Source organism: Rickettsiales bacterium, assembly GCA_041396965.1.
Classification (GTDB): Bacteria; Pseudomonadota; Alphaproteobacteria; order Rickettsiales; family SXRF01; genus SXRF01.
Window position 1 is genome coordinate 1,753,498 of record JAWKXN010000001.1, and the last position, 17,867, is coordinate 1,771,364.

19 protein-coding genes and 1 rRNA gene are annotated in these 17,867 nt (G+C 40.1%); 14 read left to right on the plus strand and 6 right to left on the minus strand.

Features of this window, described 5'->3' with window-relative positions:
- Window positions 1-47: 47 nt before the first annotated feature.
- Both R3D71_09260 and dapF read right to left on the minus strand, forming a co-directional pair.
- A complete protein-coding gene (locus R3D71_09260) occupies window positions 48-557 on the minus strand; it encodes a GNAT family N-acetyltransferase (GenBank protein ID MEZ5691834.1) in 510 nt (169 codons plus the stop codon).
- Complete coding sequence (gene dapF, locus R3D71_09265; GenBank protein ID MEZ5691835.1) at window positions 554-1,420, minus strand: diaminopimelate epimerase; 867 nt, start codon at window positions 1,418-1,420, stop codon at window positions 554-556. Before dapF ends, R3D71_09260 begins: the two co-directional genes overlap by 4 nt.
- A gap of 138 nt (window positions 1,421-1,558) precedes the next feature.
- On the opposite strand from dapF, the gene R3D71_09270 reads away from it, so the two are divergent.
- Window positions 1,559-1,873, plus strand: coding sequence for a hypothetical protein (locus R3D71_09270; protein MEZ5691836.1), 315 nt, complete (start codon window positions 1,559-1,561; stop codon window positions 1,871-1,873).
- 39 nt (window positions 1,874-1,912) lie between these two features.
- On the opposite strand, the gene R3D71_09275 is transcribed toward R3D71_09270, so the two are convergent.
- The gene (locus R3D71_09275) at window positions 1,913-2,521 is read right to left on the minus strand and encodes a class I SAM-dependent methyltransferase (protein ID MEZ5691837.1); all 609 of its coding nucleotides are present in this window, start codon (window positions 2,519-2,521) and stop codon (window positions 1,913-1,915) included.
- Window positions 2,522-3,035: 514 nt separating this feature from the next.
- Between R3D71_09275 and R3D71_09280 the strand changes: the two genes are divergently transcribed.
- Window positions 3,036-4,523: ribosomal RNA gene (locus R3D71_09280) — 16S ribosomal RNA — on the plus strand.
- 302 nt (window positions 4,524-4,825) lie between these two features.
- On the opposite strand, the gene tnpA is transcribed toward R3D71_09280, so the two are convergent.
- A complete protein-coding gene (gene tnpA, locus R3D71_09285) occupies window positions 4,826-5,257 on the minus strand; it encodes an IS200/IS605 family transposase (GenBank protein MEZ5691838.1) in 432 nt (143 codons plus the stop codon).
- A gap of 147 nt (window positions 5,258-5,404) precedes the next feature.
- On the opposite strand from tnpA, the gene R3D71_09290 reads away from it, so the two are divergent.
- On the plus strand, window positions 5,405-5,791 hold the full coding sequence (locus R3D71_09290; GenBank protein ID MEZ5691839.1) for a GrlR family regulatory protein: 387 nt from the start codon (window positions 5,405-5,407) through the stop codon (window positions 5,789-5,791).
- Window positions 5,792-5,799: 8 nt separating this feature from the next.
- Here the strand turns inward: R3D71_09290 and R3D71_09295 are convergent, their stop codons facing one another.
- Both R3D71_09295 and R3D71_09300 read right to left on the minus strand, forming a co-directional pair.
- Window positions 5,800-6,060: a type II toxin-antitoxin system RelE/ParE family toxin gene (locus R3D71_09295; protein MEZ5691840.1), complete on the minus strand. Its 261-nt coding sequence runs from the start codon at window positions 6,058-6,060 to the stop codon at window positions 5,800-5,802.
- Window positions 6,057-6,272, minus strand: a complete 216-nt coding sequence (locus tag R3D71_09300; protein ID MEZ5691841.1) for a ribbon-helix-helix protein, CopG family — start codon at window positions 6,270-6,272, stop codon at window positions 6,057-6,059. Before R3D71_09300 ends, R3D71_09295 begins: the two co-directional genes overlap by 4 nt.
- Window positions 6,273-6,511: 239 nt before the next feature.
- Between R3D71_09300 and pyrH the strand changes: the two genes are divergently transcribed.
- From pyrH to lpxA, 11 genes are all read left to right on the plus strand, one after another.
- Entirely contained in the window at window positions 6,512-7,264 is a 753-nt protein-coding gene (gene pyrH / locus R3D71_09305; GenBank protein ID MEZ5691842.1) for a UMP kinase, read from the plus strand.
- A gap of 187 nt (window positions 7,265-7,451) precedes the next feature.
- On the plus strand, window positions 7,452-8,006 hold the full coding sequence (frr, locus tag R3D71_09310; GenBank protein MEZ5691843.1) for a ribosome recycling factor: 555 nt from the start codon (window positions 7,452-7,454) through the stop codon (window positions 8,004-8,006).
- A 7-nt stretch (window positions 8,007-8,013) separates the two neighbouring features.
- Window positions 8,014-8,748, plus strand: a complete 735-nt coding sequence (locus R3D71_09315; GenBank protein ID MEZ5691844.1) for an isoprenyl transferase — start codon at window positions 8,014-8,016, stop codon at window positions 8,746-8,748.
- Window positions 8,732-9,508: a phosphatidate cytidylyltransferase gene (locus R3D71_09320; GenBank protein MEZ5691845.1), complete on the plus strand. Its 777-nt coding sequence runs from the start codon at window positions 8,732-8,734 to the stop codon at window positions 9,506-9,508. Before R3D71_09315 ends, R3D71_09320 begins: the two co-directional genes overlap by 17 nt.
- A complete protein-coding gene (locus R3D71_09325; protein ID MEZ5691846.1) occupies window positions 9,501-10,706 on the plus strand; it encodes a 1-deoxy-D-xylulose-5-phosphate reductoisomerase in 1,206 nt (401 codons plus the stop codon). Before R3D71_09320 ends, R3D71_09325 begins: the two co-directional genes overlap by 8 nt.
- 46 nt (window positions 10,707-10,752) lie before the next feature.
- Window positions 10,753-11,832 carry an RIP metalloprotease RseP gene (gene rseP / locus R3D71_09330; GenBank protein MEZ5691847.1) on the plus strand — a complete coding sequence of 360 codons (1,080 nt, stop codon included), beginning with the start codon at window positions 10,753-10,755 and terminating at the stop codon, window positions 11,830-11,832.
- 296 nt (window positions 11,833-12,128) lie between these two features.
- On the plus strand, window positions 12,129-14,450 hold the full coding sequence (bamA, locus tag R3D71_09335; GenBank protein MEZ5691848.1) for an outer membrane protein assembly factor BamA: 2,322 nt from the start codon (window positions 12,129-12,131) through the stop codon (window positions 14,448-14,450).
- 35 nt (window positions 14,451-14,485) lie between these two features.
- Entirely contained in the window at window positions 14,486-15,025 is a 540-nt protein-coding gene (locus R3D71_09340) for an OmpH family outer membrane protein (GenBank protein ID MEZ5691849.1), read from the plus strand.
- Window positions 15,026-15,170: 145 nt separating this feature from the next.
- On the plus strand, window positions 15,171-16,199 hold the full coding sequence (lpxD, locus tag R3D71_09345; protein MEZ5691850.1) for a UDP-3-O-(3-hydroxymyristoyl)glucosamine N-acyltransferase: 1,029 nt from the start codon (window positions 15,171-15,173) through the stop codon (window positions 16,197-16,199).
- A gap of 297 nt (window positions 16,200-16,496) precedes the next feature.
- Entirely contained in the window at window positions 16,497-16,958 is a 462-nt protein-coding gene (gene fabZ / locus R3D71_09350) for a 3-hydroxyacyl-ACP dehydratase FabZ (protein MEZ5691851.1), read from the plus strand.
- Between the two features lie 63 nt (window positions 16,959-17,021).
- Window positions 17,022-17,861 carry an acyl-ACP--UDP-N-acetylglucosamine O-acyltransferase gene (gene lpxA / locus R3D71_09355; protein MEZ5691852.1) on the plus strand — a complete coding sequence of 280 codons (840 nt, stop codon included), beginning with the start codon at window positions 17,022-17,024 and terminating at the stop codon, window positions 17,859-17,861.
- The last annotated feature ends 6 nt before the right edge of the window (window positions 17,862-17,867 follow it).

Genomic DNA, 17,867 nt, shown 5'->3' on the forward strand with positions numbered 1-17,867 from the left:
TTTATTGTCTTGTGACTTCCCAAATCATAGTATCAAACTTAGCTAAGTTAGTCAATTTGTTTCTCATCAAACAACAGCCCCATTGTTAGTACATTGGTATAAATTCCTCCAGCCTTGCAGGCTTTGCGCTTTACACCTTCAACCTCAAAACCGAATTTTTTATAGAATCTTACCGCTCGCTCGTTATCCGCGCGAACATCAAGCTCCACTCTCTCAATCCCCATTTCTTTGGCTTTATTAAGCACCACATTCATTAATTCCGCTCCAACTCCACTGCCACGATACTCCTGTAATACTCCCATACGCAACACACCAGAATGCGCTAGTGCCGGACGGTTAAATGACGCTATATCACACCAGCCAATAACTATATCATCCTCAATAGCTATGTAATGCGGCATTTTATTACGCAATTGCTCGGCGATAAAATCTCTCACCTGCTCTATAGACGGTGTGTCCATAAGCGCCAAATAGCGGCTTTCCTTAGCGACTGTGCCAACCGCCTCACGAAACATCTCTATATGTTTTTCCTCAATAGGGATTATCTCATAACTCATATTTCCACTATACCATTAAATTCTGTTTCCACCGCGCCACCAAGCATCATATTACCATCTTTTCTGATACTCGCATACACTGATTGACCGGAGTTCTTAAACAGAATTTTGGAAAAATCAATAGAAGTATTTATTTTATTAGCGGCGGCGAGCATAGCGCAAGCCCCAGTTCCACAGGCAGCGGTAAGCCCCGCTCCCCGCTCCCATACTTTCGCCTGAATCTCAGCGTTCCCATCTTTATCATAAAATATCTTGGAAAAACTGACATTTACTCGCTTTGGAAACACTTCAGTAAAGTTCTCAATTTTCTCTCCAACAAGCTTCGCTCGTTCATTACCTATAAGATTACTCATAAAAAACACCACATGTGGATTGCCCATACTCACAAAATTAGGCTCTCCCAGCTCCGGCAAATTAATAAAATTTTTAATTTTTTCAGCAGCTTCCACCTCTGGCATAGCAAGCGGAATATCCCGCCAACTAAATCTTGGCTTGCCCATATCCACCAATATTTGCTTTATACCGTCAATTTCCTCTTTCGCGCTTCCGCTTAATATACCAGCGTTGGTCGCTATCGTTACCGGTAATCTATTAAATTCTAGGTAAAGCATGTCAGCTATACATCGTGTTACATTACCACAAGCGTCCACTTCTCCACCGTCAGCGTTATATATCCGCATAAACACGTCAGCTTTATCAGACTTTTCTAACACAACAAGCTGATCACTGCCTTTGGTTGCGATGTTATCGCGCGCGCAGAGCATCCGCACCTGCCGCCGCGACAAGCTAACCATCTCTTTCCTAGCGTCAATAACCACAAAATCATTGCCACTACCGTTCATTTTTATAAAATTTAGTTTCATAATGATATGTTAGTATATTAGGTTATAGAGGGTGTTATAAAAGAATTAACAGGTTATATCATAAGCACATTGACTATAGTTGCAAATATTTGATATAAAAGTTAATATCATTTGATTGTTTATATGGAAAGGTAATTTATGGCAAAAGTTACAGTAAAAAATAGTGTAACAGAGAATAAAAATAAATGTATAGAATTTGAATTCGATGGCTCAGGAGGTTCATTTATGGATAAAGAAGAGGTGCAATCTATTAAAAGTTGCATACCAGAAGAATTTCATGGAGATATTTTTCGTATAGCTGCTGGACGTGGGTTTAAAATCCAATTTACTTCTCCTGAAGATGCAGAATTTTTTAAGGCTGGACTGTATAGAAATGATATAATAAACCCAAGACAAGCTGGGCAGATTGATAGAAAAATAAAAGGGCTGGTTGCAAATAAAAATCTGAGATAACTTACATAAACCACCTAACTTGCTATATTAAACGCAAACTTAAGCCTTTCTAGCCAAAACATAATATGTCGGAATTATTATTTCGTTTTTTCCGTATTTCTTATTTTCATGTTTTATAATAGACATTTTCTGTAAGTTCTCACCTGCCAGCATACGGCATATTTCTTCTTCTGTTAACCCATTAAATCTGGCTTTGTCAGATATATCGCATTTATCCACCATGGAAAACCAAATTACCCCGTCATTTTTCAAAGAGAGTGCAAGTTCATGAAAGGTCTTATATAACGTCTTATAATTCATAAAAAATAGTGAGGCATACGACCATATGCCATCATACTGCTTACCTATACAAGTTACAGAGTAATCCGCAAAATCACCCTTAATCTTTTCTCCTTTCCAGTTTTCAGGAATTAAAAATGCCTGTTCTGTATTCTGATCAAATATATCTATCATCAAGTCGGGACGATCCCGTGCAAATGCTGCTGCCCACCGCCCATTTCCCGCGCCAAAATCTAAGATATTCGCATTTTGCGGCAAAAATTCAAGAAAATTAGTAGTTTCACCAGACTCAGGTAAAACTGCATGTCTTTTATAAAATGCTTCCCATTCCTTTTGCGAAACAACAATTCTTTCCTTCTCATCAGACATAATCACCACCTAAAAACCACGATTCATTTTCCTCACGTAAATTTTACATAGTTATAATTTACAATGGCTAACCGTAATAAATTACCCGCTAATTATCTAGTATTTTTATACTAATACAAAAAAAATGAAAAAAATCATTTTTCTTGCTTGACTATAGCGAAGAGATTAGTCATAAAAGCCATCCCGCAGACAACTGATAAACAGTGTCTCGCTAGGAAGCGGTTGTGTTTGCCTAGCTGTAGTTTGATAGTGTAAATAGCATTTAAGCGCAGATGGTGTTGTGTCACAGCAAATCGGTTTTTTCGGAACCGGCTAGTTGTATAAATTAACAGCACAATATCATGTGTGCGCATAGTAATATGCAGAACATAACATTATGTAAGTAAATCCAAGGCGTTTTATATAATGGTGATGTTGTGTGTGTTTCCGAAAATTTGAGTCTTCATTCTAATGAATGAAGTATGAAGCGCAAATATTTGTGAATATTTATATTTCTAAATGTTTGTAAGAATCTAAACTTGAGAGTTTGATTCTGGCTCAGAACGAACGCTGGCGGCAGGCTTAACACATGCAAGTCGAACGCTCTACTTCGGTAGAGAGTGGCGCACGGGTGAGTAACGCGTGGGAACGTGCCCTTTAGTACGGAATAGCCTCGGGAAACTGGGATTAATACCGTATACGCCCTTCGGGGGAAAGATTTATCGCTAAAGGATCGGCCCGCGTTAGATTAGCTTGTTGGTAGGGTAATGGCCTACCAAGGCTACGATCTATAGCTGGTCTGAGAGGATGATCAGCCACACTGGAACTGAGACACGGTCCAGACTCCTACGGGAGGCAGCAGTGGGGAATATTGGACAATGGGCGCAAGCCTGATCCAGCCATGCCGCGTGAGTGATAAGGCCTTAGGGTTGTAAAGCTCTTTTGTCAGGGAAGATAATGACGGTACCTGAAGAATAAGCACCGGCTAACTTCGTGCCAGCAGCCGCGGTAATACGAAGGGTGCTAGCGTTGTTCGGAATTACTGGGCGTAAAGAGCGCGTAGGCGGTCTGTCAAGTCAGGGGTGAAAGCCCGGAGCTCAACTCCGGAATTGCCTTTGAAACTGTCAGACTAGAGTGTCGGAGGGGATAGCGGAATTCCTAATGTAGGGGTGAAATCCGTAGATATTAGGAGGAACACCGGTGGCGAAGGCGGCTATCTGGACGACAACTGACGCTGAGGCGCGAAAGCGTGGGGATCAAACAGGATTAGATACCCTGGTAGTCCACGCCGTAAACGATGGGTGCTAGCCGTTGGAGGGATTCCCTTCAGTGGCGTAGCTAACGTGTTAAGCACCCCGCCTGGGGAGTACGGTCGCAAGATTAAAACTCAAAGAAATTGACGGGGACCCGCACAAGCGGTGGAACATGTGGTTTAATTCGACGCAACGCGAAGAACCTTACCAGGCCTTGACATGCTCTCTATGATTATCAGAAATGATTTTCTTCAGTTCGGCTGGGAGATGCACAGATGCTGCATGGCTGTCGTCAGCTCGTGTCGTGAGATGTTGGGTTAAGTCCCGCAACGAGCGCAACCCTCATCCTTTGTTGCTAACAGGTTATGCTGAGAACTCTAAGGAAACTGCCGGTGATAAGCCGGAGGAAGGTGGGGATGACGTCAAGTCCTCATGGCTCTTACGGTCTGGGCTACACACGTGTTACAATGGCGGTGACAACGGGCAGCGAACCCGCAAGGGGGAGCAAATCTCCAAAAGCCGCCTCAGTTTGGATTGTACTCTGCAACTCGAGTGCATGAAATTGGAATCGCTAGTAATCGCAGATCAGCATGCTGCGGTGAATACGTTCCCGGGTCTTGTACACACCGCCCGTCACACCATGGGAGTTGGTTCTACCTTAAGCCGCTGCGCTAACCTTCGGGAAGCAGGCGACCACGGTAGGGTCAGTGACTGGGGTGAAGTCGTAACAAGGTAGCCGTAGGGGAACCTGCGGCTGGATTACCTCCTTTCTAAGGATTTTGTTTATTATCAACTTTCTCTGGATTATTCAGATGACTGATTGGTTAAACGAATCGTTAAACATGATGCTTCGCCATCTGTGCTTAAATGCTCTTACACAGAAATATAAAAAGGGACTCTGACAAATCGGAGTCCCTTTTTTTGTTTATATTTTTTAATGCGCCCGTGAAAGACTAATGCCTTTCACATGGTATACAACTTCGCTGGTTGATGGCTCGTATGGTCTGCTGACAATACCAAGTCTTTATATGAATTGCTTGCAGTGAATCTCCGCCAGCTTACGCAGGCGGTTTCACTCTAGTTCAAGCTTCGCTTGGCCACAATCTTCCTGCCCTTGTTTTTCTATATAACGCTGTATAATCTTTTCATTTATCCCCACCGTAGAAACAAAATAACTGCCCGACCATATACTATCTGTACCCCAATACACCTTTTTGAGAAACGGAAACTTTACCTTGATTTTGCGTGCTGTATTCGTCTTAATTATTCGTACAACATCTCCTACGCTCATCTTTGGAGGAATAGACACAAGAATATGTATATGATCTTTATCATCATTATATTCCATAATATCTATTTCTGGATAATGTTCCGTTATTTCATAGAGTCTATTCCTCAAAAATTCGCTAACACCTTCGTTGATAATCTTACGACGGTATTTAGTCGCAAAAACAAGGTGATAGTGACATAGATAGATGCAGTTATTTTGTTTCCTGTAACTCATATATTATTTGTAGCAGGAAGATTGTAGCTGCGCTACATCCGCCAGCTCACGCAGGCGGTCTTAGAACGCGGATAAAAAAAATATTATATATTGTATGTTTTATGCTTAAAAAAATACTATATATTGTAATTGTAAAGGGAGAATTCAGTGGCATTAGAAACAATTAAGGAAAGCATAGAATATAATTCACAAGGTGTAGAGGCACTTTATCTTGTTGAATTTGGAGATATAGCTTCATCTGAATACAGAAATGGTGGCGTTGTTGTTTTTGAAACGAATAAAGTTTTTGGTGGTGATAGTGGTTATTACTACGTTGGGAGCTTTGAAGTAAAAAATGGCGAGCTACTGGGGCAAGCTAGAATTACTAAGCATAATCCACACTGGGATAATGTATTTGGTGATAGTGTTGATAGTTTTGAAGTAGATATAATTGCAAAAATTGATGGTGTGAACATCGTAGGTAGTATGAAGCGTTTGGATATGCCAAGCTTTTTATTACCTATTAGATTTTCAAGATTAGAAGATTTGCCATAATTTTTGATTCACCCATAAACATCCTTGCGATGTCCAATCCGAACTACAGCAACAATAAGTTCATCACGAAAAATTTGATAGATTACTCGGTAATTGCCAATGCGGTAGCGATAGAGGTTGGCGAGATTTCCGCTTAGTGGCTTACCTAGTGACAGCGGATCTTTTACCAGATGTGACTCAATTTTTTTAACAATGCGGATTGCTTCTGCTTTTCCTAAAGATCTTAGATCGTCAATTGCACCATCATCCCACTTAACGCTGTAACTCATTTGCGTGATTCAAGTTCTTTGATAACTTCCTGTGTGGAGTGCAGCTTGCGTTTTGGGCTAGAAATTCGGTCTATGGCAATATAATGGTCGGCTATATCCTCAAGGTAACGAGTTAGTGCCTCTTTAATATAAAAACTTTTGCTGCGCTTGGTTAGCTCACATAGATGCTCCAACTGCATATCTATATTTTCTGGTAAGCGTACGGAAGTCATAATTCATCCTTTCTAATTTTTGTCATATAGACAGTACATTGTAATACAAGTAATACAAAAAATCAATATCTGATGTTAAACGAATCGTTAAACATGATGCTTCGCCATCTGCGCTTAGATGCTTTACACAAAGATATAGAAAAAGGCTTCGGATTTAATTCTGAAGCCTTTTTTGTTGCTCAAAACTAAAAACATATCTACAATCCAACAACGAAAACCTTAACAAATGCAGATCCCATATGACTAAGACCAAAAATAACAAACTTGAAAAAACAGTCCCTCTTTACAAACGTGTACTCCTGAAAATCTCCGGCGAGGCATTGATGGGAAACCAACAATACGGACAAGATCAGGAGGTAATTGAGCGTATATGCCGTGATGTAAAACACGCTGTAGAACTTGGTGTTGAGATATGCCTAGTAGTTGGCGGCGGCAATATATTCAGAGGCGTGCAAGGCGCGGCAAACGGCATGGAAAGAGCCAGTGCCGACTATATGGGAATGCTCGCTACCGTGCTCAACGCCCTTGCCATACAGAACACATTAGAACGCATGGATATGGATACTAGAGTGCTATCAGCCATCAATATGATGCAAGTCTGCGAACCGTATATAAGACGACGTGCCGAACGTCATATGCAGCGCGGCAGAGTGGTTATATTCGCTGCCGGAACTGGCAATCCATATTTTACTACCGATACCGCCGCCGCCCTGCGCGCTAATGAAATGGGTTGCGACCTTCTAATGAAAGGAACACAGGTTGACGGGGTTTACTCCGCTGACCCTCGCAAGGATAAAAACGCTGAACTGCTCTCTACCCTTACCTATCACGAAGTTTTAGTGCGTGACCTCAAAGTAATGGATCAATCAGCAATCTCCCTTGCCCGCGAGAATCAGATACCTATTATGGTATTTTCCATACATAATGATGGAGCGCTATCACAGGTCATCTGTGGGCAAGGCAAATTTACCCTAATCAGTGATAAAAAATAATTGATAAAGCCTTGTAATATATCTATAGTCCCTCAAGTGAGAGTTTCTTGTCTCAAACAACAAGGCTATGACCGCAGCCCGCCGCTTGTGCGGCGTAAGCCTCAGCGGCGTTTGAGCGTCCACTAATTTTTTCAAGAAAAAGTTAAGCGGATACTCATGAATTAAACATGGCGAAAGGAAAACAACTATGACCGCTGATATAAACGAACTACGCCGCCGGATGGAAGGCGCGCTTAAATCCCTACACTCAGAATTCTCTGGTCTTAGAACCGGCAGAGCCAACACAGCTTTACTTGACCATGTACAGGTAGAGGCTTATGGCAGCATGGCACCACTAAATACAGTCGCTAACGTAGCTGTGCCAGAACCTCATTTACTATCTGTCCAAGTGTGGGATGGCTCTATGGTAAAAGCGGTAGAAAAGGCGATAAACGCCGCTGGTCTTGGTCTAAACGCTGCCGCTGACGGTCAGATGGTGCGTGTCCCTATTCCTCCCCTATCTCAGGAAAGGCGGGTTGAGCTTTCTAAAGTCGCTGGGAAATACAGTGAAAACGCAAAGATCGCTGTCCGTAATGTCCGCCGTGATGGTATGGATACGCTCAAAAAACAAGAAAAAGATGGTGATATATCTAAAGATGAACACGCTAAGCAGTCAGATGTCATCCAAAAGCTTACTGATGAGTTCATCAAAAAAATAGATGAGGCACAGGCAGTGAAGGAAAAAGAAATCCTTGGTGGATAGGGTTAAAATGCCAGAGGCAATAAGAAAAAACATAAAAAATAAAACCTTACCCAAACATGTCGCCATAATCATGGATGGCAACGGCAGATGGGCTAAATCACGTGGAATGCCACGTACTGCCGGTCATAAGAAAGGTGCGGACTCGCTACGCCTTACCTTAGAGGCATGTGAGAAAAAAGGCATAAAATATCTAACGGTTTACGCCTTTTCCTCTGAAAACTGGAAACGTCCAAATGAGGAAATAAACGATCTTATGCAGTTACTACAGCACTATCTGCACAAAGAATTAGAAAAACTCCATGAGCGAAAAATCAGACTACATTTTATTGGCGATCTGTCAAAATTAAAACCGGAAATTTATGAGCAAATAGAACATGCGATAGAGCTTACCAAAACTAATAATGATTTCCATCTAATAATCGCGCTTAGCTATGGCAGTAAACAAGAAATAGTAAGGGCAACGCAAAAAATAGCCGGTAAAATTGCGGATGGTGAGCTAAAAATAGACGATGTAGACGAGGATATACTAGCGCAAAATCTTGATACGAAAGGCCTCCCAGAACCAGACTTACTTATCCGCACTGGTGGAGAAAAACGTCTTTCCAACTTCCTACTTTGGCAATCAGCCTATACTGAACTGTGTTTTTCTGATATATTATGGCCAGATTTTGATGAAAAAGAACTAACACTAGCACTTGATGACTTTGCTACAAGGGAAAGACGCTATGGAACATCACAATAACGAAGACACCGAAAACAATAACTATGTTGAAACTGACCCTATAAATGACGGCACTATTATAGAAGAAAGTATGCCTCAAGAAAAACAAGGTGGTAATAAAAAATGGTCAGGACTTAGTGTCAGAATAGTCTCTGGAGCAGTTCTCGCCTCCTCCACACTTATAATATTATGGAGTGGCGGTTTCCTATTTAATCTCCTTATAATCTTAGCGGCCTTACAAATGCTTAGAGAATGGGAGAAAATGACCGATAAAGAAACCTCTATATGGAAGCTCGCCGGATTATTCTATATATCCCTTCCCTGCGCTAGTCTTTTATGGCTACGTGGCATAACAACAGTAGAAAACGAACTAACCGGTTTCCTGCTTACTCTTCACATATTGTTCATCGTCTGGGCAACCGATATAGGCGCTTATTTTAGCGGAAAAATAATTGGTGGCGCGAAACTAGCTCCTTCCATTAGCCCAAAAAAAACTTGGTCAGGTCTTGGTGGAGGCATGGCGGCAGCCGGCGTTACCAGCGTAGTATGTTTCTTTTTCTCACCATATACGACAAGTGTAATATGGGTTATCATCACCGGATTTTTAATATCGGCAATCTCGCAAATAGGAGACCTTTTTGAGTCATGGGTAAAACGCAGAGCCGATATAAAAGATAGCAGCTCTCTAATACCAGGTCATGGTGGTCTGCTTGATAGAGTTGATGGTTTAATGTTTACAATCCCACTTTTCGCCATAATAGTTTATTTATCTAATGCGTAACATCAATATTTATCCAAATAATGCTGACTCTTCCAAAACAGTTACGATTCTCGGCTCAACTGGTACTATTGGTCGCAATACTATAAAGTTTATCCAGCACCATCCCGAAAAATTTCTAGTAGACGCTATAACCGCTAATGAAAATGTGGAACTTCTAATAGAGCAAGCGAAATTACTACGACCAAAATTAGCGGTAATTAACAATGAGCAGCATTATGAACAGCTAAAAACAGCTCTACAAGGAAGCGGCATTAAAAGCGCGGCGGGCAAACAAGCGGTTACTGACGCGGCAAAAACAAATAGTGATATTACCATGTCTGCCATAGTTGGAGCTTCCTGCCTAGAGCCAACACTTGCCGCTATCAAAAATGGAAAAACTATCGCTCTTGCCAACAAAGAAAGCTTAATTTGCGCTGGTGAGTTGATGAATAATGAGGCAAAAAAACATAACACTAAAATAATTCCTGTAGACTCCGAGCATAACGCCATTTTTCAGTTACTCCCAGAACGCGCTGACCTAAATGAATCTCTAAAATATGTAAGAAAAATAACCCTTACCGCCTCAGGTGGTCCTTTCCGTAAGTTCAGCTTAAAAGAAATGGAAAACATCACCCCAAAGCAAGCGATAAAACACCCGAATTGGAATATGGGAGCTAAAATATCTGTTGATTCAGCCACCATGATGAATAAAGGGCTAGAATTGATTGAGGCTTTTTACCTATTCCCAGTAAAGCCCGAACAGCTTGACATATTGGTACATCCACAGTCAATAATCCACGCGCTTATTGAACTTACCGATAACTCCGTACTCGCCCAAATGAGTACTCCTGATATGTGCGTACCAATCGCCAACGCCCTCGCGTGGCCACAACGTATGGAAAGCACCGCCTCACGGCTTAATCTAGCTGAAATCGGCAAACTTGACTTTGAACCACCAGATAGCGACCGCTTCCCCGCGCTAAGAATAGCGCGTGAGGTCTTAAAAAAAGGTGGTAGTGCCCCTACCATACTAAATGCCGCTAACGAGATAGCGGTTACTAATTTCTTGAAAGAACGCATAAAATTTCTTGATATAAGCAGGATTGTTGAAAAAACTCTTGAACATGTGTATAATTCTCCTCCTACCTCTATAGAAGAAGTTATGGAATGCGATAGAATAGCACGCTCTTACTCTAATAAACTGATAGATAATCAATAAAAGGAACAAATAAATTATGGAAACCATAATCTCAATAGGCCAAACTATGGCAGCCTTTGTTATCGTAATTAGCGTTATTGTATTTATCCATGAATTTGGTCACTATATAACCGCCAAGTTATGTGGTGTCAGAATACTCACTTTCTCTATCGGTTTTGGCAAGGAATTATTCGGTTGGAATGACAAGTCAGGAACAAGATGGAAGTTCTGCTTACTGCCTCTTGGCGGGTACGTCAAAATGTTCGGTGATTCCTCTGCCGCCAGCACTCCCGATGTCAATTTACTTGATGAAATGAGAGATAAGGATAAAAAAAGAGCGTTCCATTTTAAGCCCCTATACCAAAAAGCGCTTATAGTAGCAGCGGGTCCTATAGCCAACTTCCTACTTACCATCGCTATATTTATTTATTTTATAATGAGCAATGGTCTTCCTTCCATAAACTCTATAATCGGCAGAGTAATACCAGACTCACCAGCACAACAAGCGGGACTTAAAGCAGGTGACCGTATTGTCATGGTTGATGGCAATGAAATATCCAATTTCAACGATATATCATATGCGATTTATACCAATCTAGGCACACCGATAAAAATAATTATAGAGCGTGATAATAAAAAAATAAATTTTTCAGTAACTCCTAAAATAACTGAATCGGAGGATGGTCTTGGCAATAAAATAAAAAGACCTCTAATTGGTATAAAAAGTACCGAGATAAAATATGAGGATGTGGGAATGCTGCGCGCGGTTAGCGAATCAATTGACAGAACTTATGTAATCTGCAAAACCACATTAAAAACCATAGGACAATTAGTAACTGGAAAACGTGATGTTAAGGAACTAAGTGGGCCCGTGGGCATCGCTCAACTTTCAGGAAAGGCAGCTGATAAAGGAGTCAACACCGTTATTTGGTTAATCGCCCTAATCTCGGCCAATCTTGGTCTTATGAACTTACTACCAATCCCGGTCCTTGATGGTGGTCATTTACTTTATTACGCTATAGAGGCCGCCAGAGGTCGCCCAATGGCGCAAAAAATGCAGGAATATGGGTTTAGAGCCGGCTTTTCCCTACTCATAATGCTGATGGCGTTTACCTTTATAAATGATATAAGAAAGTTAATTTCTTAGAAATCACATCAGCAAACAAAGATTAAAGGGAATCATAACAATCCTTAGTCCAGATGATATGGAAACCATTGAACGCGCTATATGTGTTCAGTTAGCCTTATAACCAATTGAAGATTCAAACCGAATACTCATAACTTCTCTATCCGTGAAGTTTTACACTTGATTTCAAACAAATTTTGACGCATTAGTGTTGTGTAATAAAAATATAATATATAGAGCTTTCATTTTTATCCATAACAGGAACATGTAAATCCTGCGAATGAAATGGTGAATGCTAAAAACAGCGGGAATACAAGATGAAGAATCTATCCATATATAAATTTTTCCTCACCAGTACTACATGCTCCGTGCTACTTGCTAGCATATATGGAGCATCAGCTAATGCCTCACCACAGTCAAGTAGCAACGATACTTATAATAATGGTAGCGCTATATCATCAGTCAAAGTTGACGGAAACCAAAGGATTGAAGGACGAACCATAGTATCATATCTTGGAATAAAATCGGGAGACGCTCTTACTCAGCAAAAGATTGATGAGAGCCTCAAAAATCTTTACGCTACCGGTTTTTTTTCTGATATAAAATTGCTTAAATCAGGCTCTACGCTCATAGTTAGAGTAGTTGAAAACCCTATAATAAACCAAATAGCTTTTGAGGGTAACGAGCATATTGAGACTGATGACCTCAAAAAGGAAATGGGTCTTGATAGCCGCTCAGTATATGCACAGGACAAATTGCAAACTGATGTTAAAAGAATATTAAACCTGTATAGAAGAAACGGTTATTACAACACTACAGTTGAGCCTAAAATAATAACAAAAGACCAAAATCGTATAGATTTAGTATATGAAATTAATGAAGGCACACTCGCCACCATAGAAAAAATCACTTTCATCGGCAATGAGCATTTCAGCAATAGTGACCTACGTGGCGTAATCCGTACAGAAGAATCACGTTGGTATAAATTCTTCTCTAGCGATGATAAATATGACCCTGATAGAATGCAATATGATCAAGAACTATTAAGGCGCTTTTATGTAAATGAGGGCTTCGCTGACTTTCAGGTAAAATCAGCTCACGCTGAGTTATCACCACAAAAAGATGCTTTTTATGTAACATTCGTCATAGCTGAAGGTAAAAAATATAATTTTGGGAAAATAAAAACTTCTAGCCTGTTAAAAGGCAATGAATCACCAGATTTCAGTGATGTTATTAAAAGTAAAACCGGTGACACCTATAACAGTAATGATATAGAACAAACCATAGACGCTATGACCGACCGGCTTGGCGATCTCGGCTATGCTTTTGTTAATATTCAACCGATGATAACCAAAGATCGTACTACACAAATAGCTGATGTTGATTATGTAATAAAACCAGGTCCTCGTGTATATGTAGAGCGTATAAATATATCTGGCAATGCCAGAACATTAGATAAAGTGGTGCGTAGAGAATTCCGCTTAAGTGAAGGTGACGCTTATAATAATTCAAAATTAAAGCGTTCTGAGCAAAGGATAAATAATCTAAATTTCTTTGAAAAAGTTGACATTCAAAAAGAACAAGGCAGCGCTCCTGACAAAACTGTGGTAAATGTTGACGTAACAGAAAAATCAACTGGCGAAGTTAGCATAGGAGCCGGATTCTCTAGTACTGACGGTGTACTTGGTGATTTTGGGATAAGTGAGAAAAACCTTCTTGGACGTGGACAAGAGCTTAGAACCAGACTTACGCTAGCAGCACGCAGGAAACAGATAGAGCTTAGCTTTACGGAGCCTTACTTCCTGAATAGAGATATTTCAGCGGGATTTGATGTTTACAAAATCAATCAAGATTTCTCCAGAGAAAGTTCCCACAATCTTAATACAAAGGGTATAAATTTAAGGAGCGGTTACAAACTACAAGAAAGGCTGCAACACTCAGTAAATTATTCCCTGCGTGAGACTGATATAACCGATGTCCATCCAGAAACATCCATATTCATTAAAGAACAGGAAGGGAAAAACGTAAATTCCGCTATAAGCCATGCCCTTACCTATGATAGCCGCAACAACAAACTTGATCCATCGAGTGGATATTATCTAAAATTCTCGCAAGAATTCGCTGGTATAGGCGGCGATTCAAAATATTTAAGACACGAGCTAAAAGCAAGTTATTACTACCCTATCATAAGCCAATTAACCGCCAGCGTTTCCGGATCTTCCGGTTATGTATTTGGAATTGGCGGACATGACGTAAGAATCAATGACCGCTTCTTTGTCGGTGGTGATGATCTACGAGGCTTCCGCAATGCTGGTATTGGTCCTCGTGATGAGAGAAGCCTTGATGCGCTTGGTGGTAACGCTTACTATACGGCAAGCACTGAACTTAAATTTCCACTCGGTCTTCCTGAAGAACTTGGTGTTTCCGCCGCTATATTCAGTGATATTGGCAGCCTATGGAAAATTGACAACCAAAGAGCTGGTATTGTAGATAGTGATTCACTGCGCCTGTCGGCTGGCGCTGGTATATTATGGGCTTCCCCTTTTGGTCCTATAAGAATTGACTTTGCTCATGCCATACTTAAACATGACATAGACGAAACCGAAACAGTGCGTTTCAGCTTTGGAACTCGCTTCTAAAGCAAAAAATTATAAAAATTATGAAAGGAATAACAATGAAAAACATAAAATTTCTCCTTATACTAGTCGTGGCTTCTTTAATATCGTTCGCGCAACCGGTTTTCGCAAATAACCAACTAATAGCCGTAGTTGATATTCAACGAATAATGCAAAGCTCAACCGCAGCGCAAGATGTAAGAAGTCAGCTTGAGAAAAAACAAAAAGCGTTTCAGGATGAAATAACTAAAAAAGAAAAAGAACTCAAAAAAGAAGATGAGGAAATAGTAAAAAAGAAATCTGTTCTCTCCAAGAAAGCATTTGAGGAAAAAGTACTAGCTTTCCGCAAAAAAGCGACCGCTACCCAAAAAGACGTTCAATCAAAAAAAGTACTGCTTGATAACGCTTTCCAACGCGCGCTTAATGATATTCAAAAAAATGTCACCGAGATAATTTCGGACATAGCTAAGGAAAAAGGATTTTATATCGCTTTGCCAACTTCTCAAATTCTATACGCGAACACCGCTCTTGATATTTCTGATGAAGTTCTAAAGCGCCTAAATAAACAGCTTCCTAAATTAACGGTTAAGTTCAAATAATTATAATCGTTTTGAATGACTTTCATACGAAATTAGCATGAAACCATTATCCCTTAGATAAGGGTTTCCGCCACGAAGCAAGCATAGAGTTGAATAAAACTATAAAATATTTTTATTCATAATTAGTATAGGTAAAATATTACAAATGAGTAACAAACATTTTTTTTCCAGCAACGGTAAAATCTCTCTGGAAGATATAATATCAATAACCGGAGTCACAGTACGCCAAACCGGTGACATAGACACATCAGAGAAATTATTTTCTGATGTGTCTCCTTTAGAAAATGCTGGTAAAAGTGATATAAGCTTTCTTGATAACACTAAATACCTTCATGAATTTGCAAATAGTGAAGCTGGTGCCTGCTTTGTCAGAGAGAAATTTGCGAATAAGGCTCCAAACAAAATGGTATTGCTCATAAGCGATAATCCGTACTATTCTTACGCTCTTACCGTTCAAAAACTATATCAAAACAAAACCAAAAAAAATACTATATCTGAAAAAGCTGTTATCGCTAAGACAGCGACAATAGGCAAGAATGTTAACATGGATTCTGGCGTGGTTATTGGAGAAAATGTTAAAATCGGTGACAATTGTAAAATCGGCGCTAATAGCGTAATAAGTGATTCTGTCCATATTGGCTCTAACTCGGATATAGGTGCTTTATGCTCCATTAGCCATGCTATAATTGGTGAGAATGTAATTATTCATCGTGGTGTGCATATAGGGCAAGATGGCTTCGGTTTCGCGGCTGGACAAAAAGGTATCATCAAAGTCCCACAAATCGGAATAGTAAAGATAGGAGACCACGTTGAGATAGGTTCTGGAACTTGCATAGATAGAGGATCAGGGCATGATACTGAAATAGGCTATGGCAGCAAAATAGATAATCTCGTTCAAATCGCTCATAACGTAAAAATCGGTAGCTACACCATGATTGCCGCTCAAACCGGAATCGCCGGAAGCACACATATCGGAAATGGTGTTCTAATAGGCGGTCAAGTTGGTTTTTCTGGTCACAACAACATAGGTGATGGCGCGAAAATAGCCGCCAAATCAGGAGTAAAAGGTGACATACCAGCAAAAGCCACTTACGGCGGAGCACCGGCTGTTCCCATAATTGAATGGCATAGACAAACGGCGACGATCAATAAACTGTCAAAAAAGAATCAATAATAGCAAATATGTTTTATGACGCGACAATGAAATTGAGAGCTATAGTAACTTGCGGTAAGCATTACCCAAGTTACTATCAAAACCTACTCCGAAAGAGTCGGTTTTGCGCCGTGAAGCGAGCGAGATGCCTTTATTTTTATGGGTAAAAATAAAGGCAATTTACTATAGATGCCAGTGAACTAATAAATATAATAATGTTGTTACTAATAGAAATAGGTGATAAACCATCAAATAGCTATGTAATGTACTTCACCGTAAAATCTCTTATAGATAGGATATATATAAATAGGTAAAGCTATGGAAAAAGAAAAAAAGGATTTGGAAAGAACTATTTCCATTGAACGGATAATGGAAATGATCCCACACCGTTACCCTTTTCTTATGATTGATAAAATCATAGATCTTGAACTTGGTGAGTTCGCTATAGGACTTAAGAACGTCACTATAAATGAGCCTTTCTTTACTGGGCATTTCCCCAATAAACCGGTAATGCCGGGAGTACTAATTATTGAAGCAATGGCACAAACAGCAGCGGTTCTTGTCGTAAACACTCTAGGGAAAGAAGCGGAAGGAAAGATAGTTTATTTCATGTCAATAGATGAGGTAAAATTCCGTAAACCAGTTGTTCCAGGTGACAGCCTACATATAAGAGTTGATAAACAACAAAGTAGGAGAAATGTTTGGAAATTTTCCTGTATAGCGACCGTTGATGGAACAAAAACCACAGAAGCGGTAATATGTGCTATGATTGTCAATTAACAAATATACCTGATAAATCTTCACAAGATAATACTTCTTAAGAAACAAAAGCGAAAAATAAAAGTGACAAATAAAAATAGTAATATACATCCTACAGCCATAATAGCGGATAGCGCTCAAATAGGCGATAATGCAAAAATAGGAGCATATTGCGTTATCGGTGACAATGTTATGATTGGAGATAATTGTGAGCTTATATCTCATGTGGTCATAAACGGTATTACTAAAATCGGCAGTAATTGTCGTATATTTCCGTTCACCTCAATTGGGTTTGAACCACAAGATCTTAAATATAAGGGTGAGCCATCAACTCTTGAGATAGGCGACAACAACACCATACGCGAATATGTCACCATCAATACCGGAACTGAGGGCGGTGGGATGAAAACTGTAATTGGCAATAACTGCCTGTTCATGGTTGGTTCACATATAGCTCACGACTGTATATTAGGTAACAATATAATATTAGCTAATAATGCCACCCTTGCCGGACATGTTGAGATAGGTGATTTTTCTATAATTGGTGGGCTTGCCGCTATTCACCAATTCGTAAAAATTGGTGAACACGCCGTTATTGGTGGAATGTCAGGAGTTGAGCATGACGTGATACCTTATGGCTCAGTTATAGGAGAGCGTGCTAATCTTGCCGGACTAAACTTGGTTGGCCTTAAACGTCGTGGTTTTGACAGGGAAACTATACATGCTTTACGTGGTGCCTATAAGATGATCTTTGACAGTAACGAGACGACCTTAGCGGATCGTAGTCGTCAAGCTGAGAACGTTTATAAAGGTATAGACGCGGTGAAGAATATTATCTCATTTATCAATAATAAAGGTTCTCGTTCTTTATGTATCCCCAAAATGCAACTAACTGCCAGCAATTATAATGAAAATCAAGAATAGTCATAA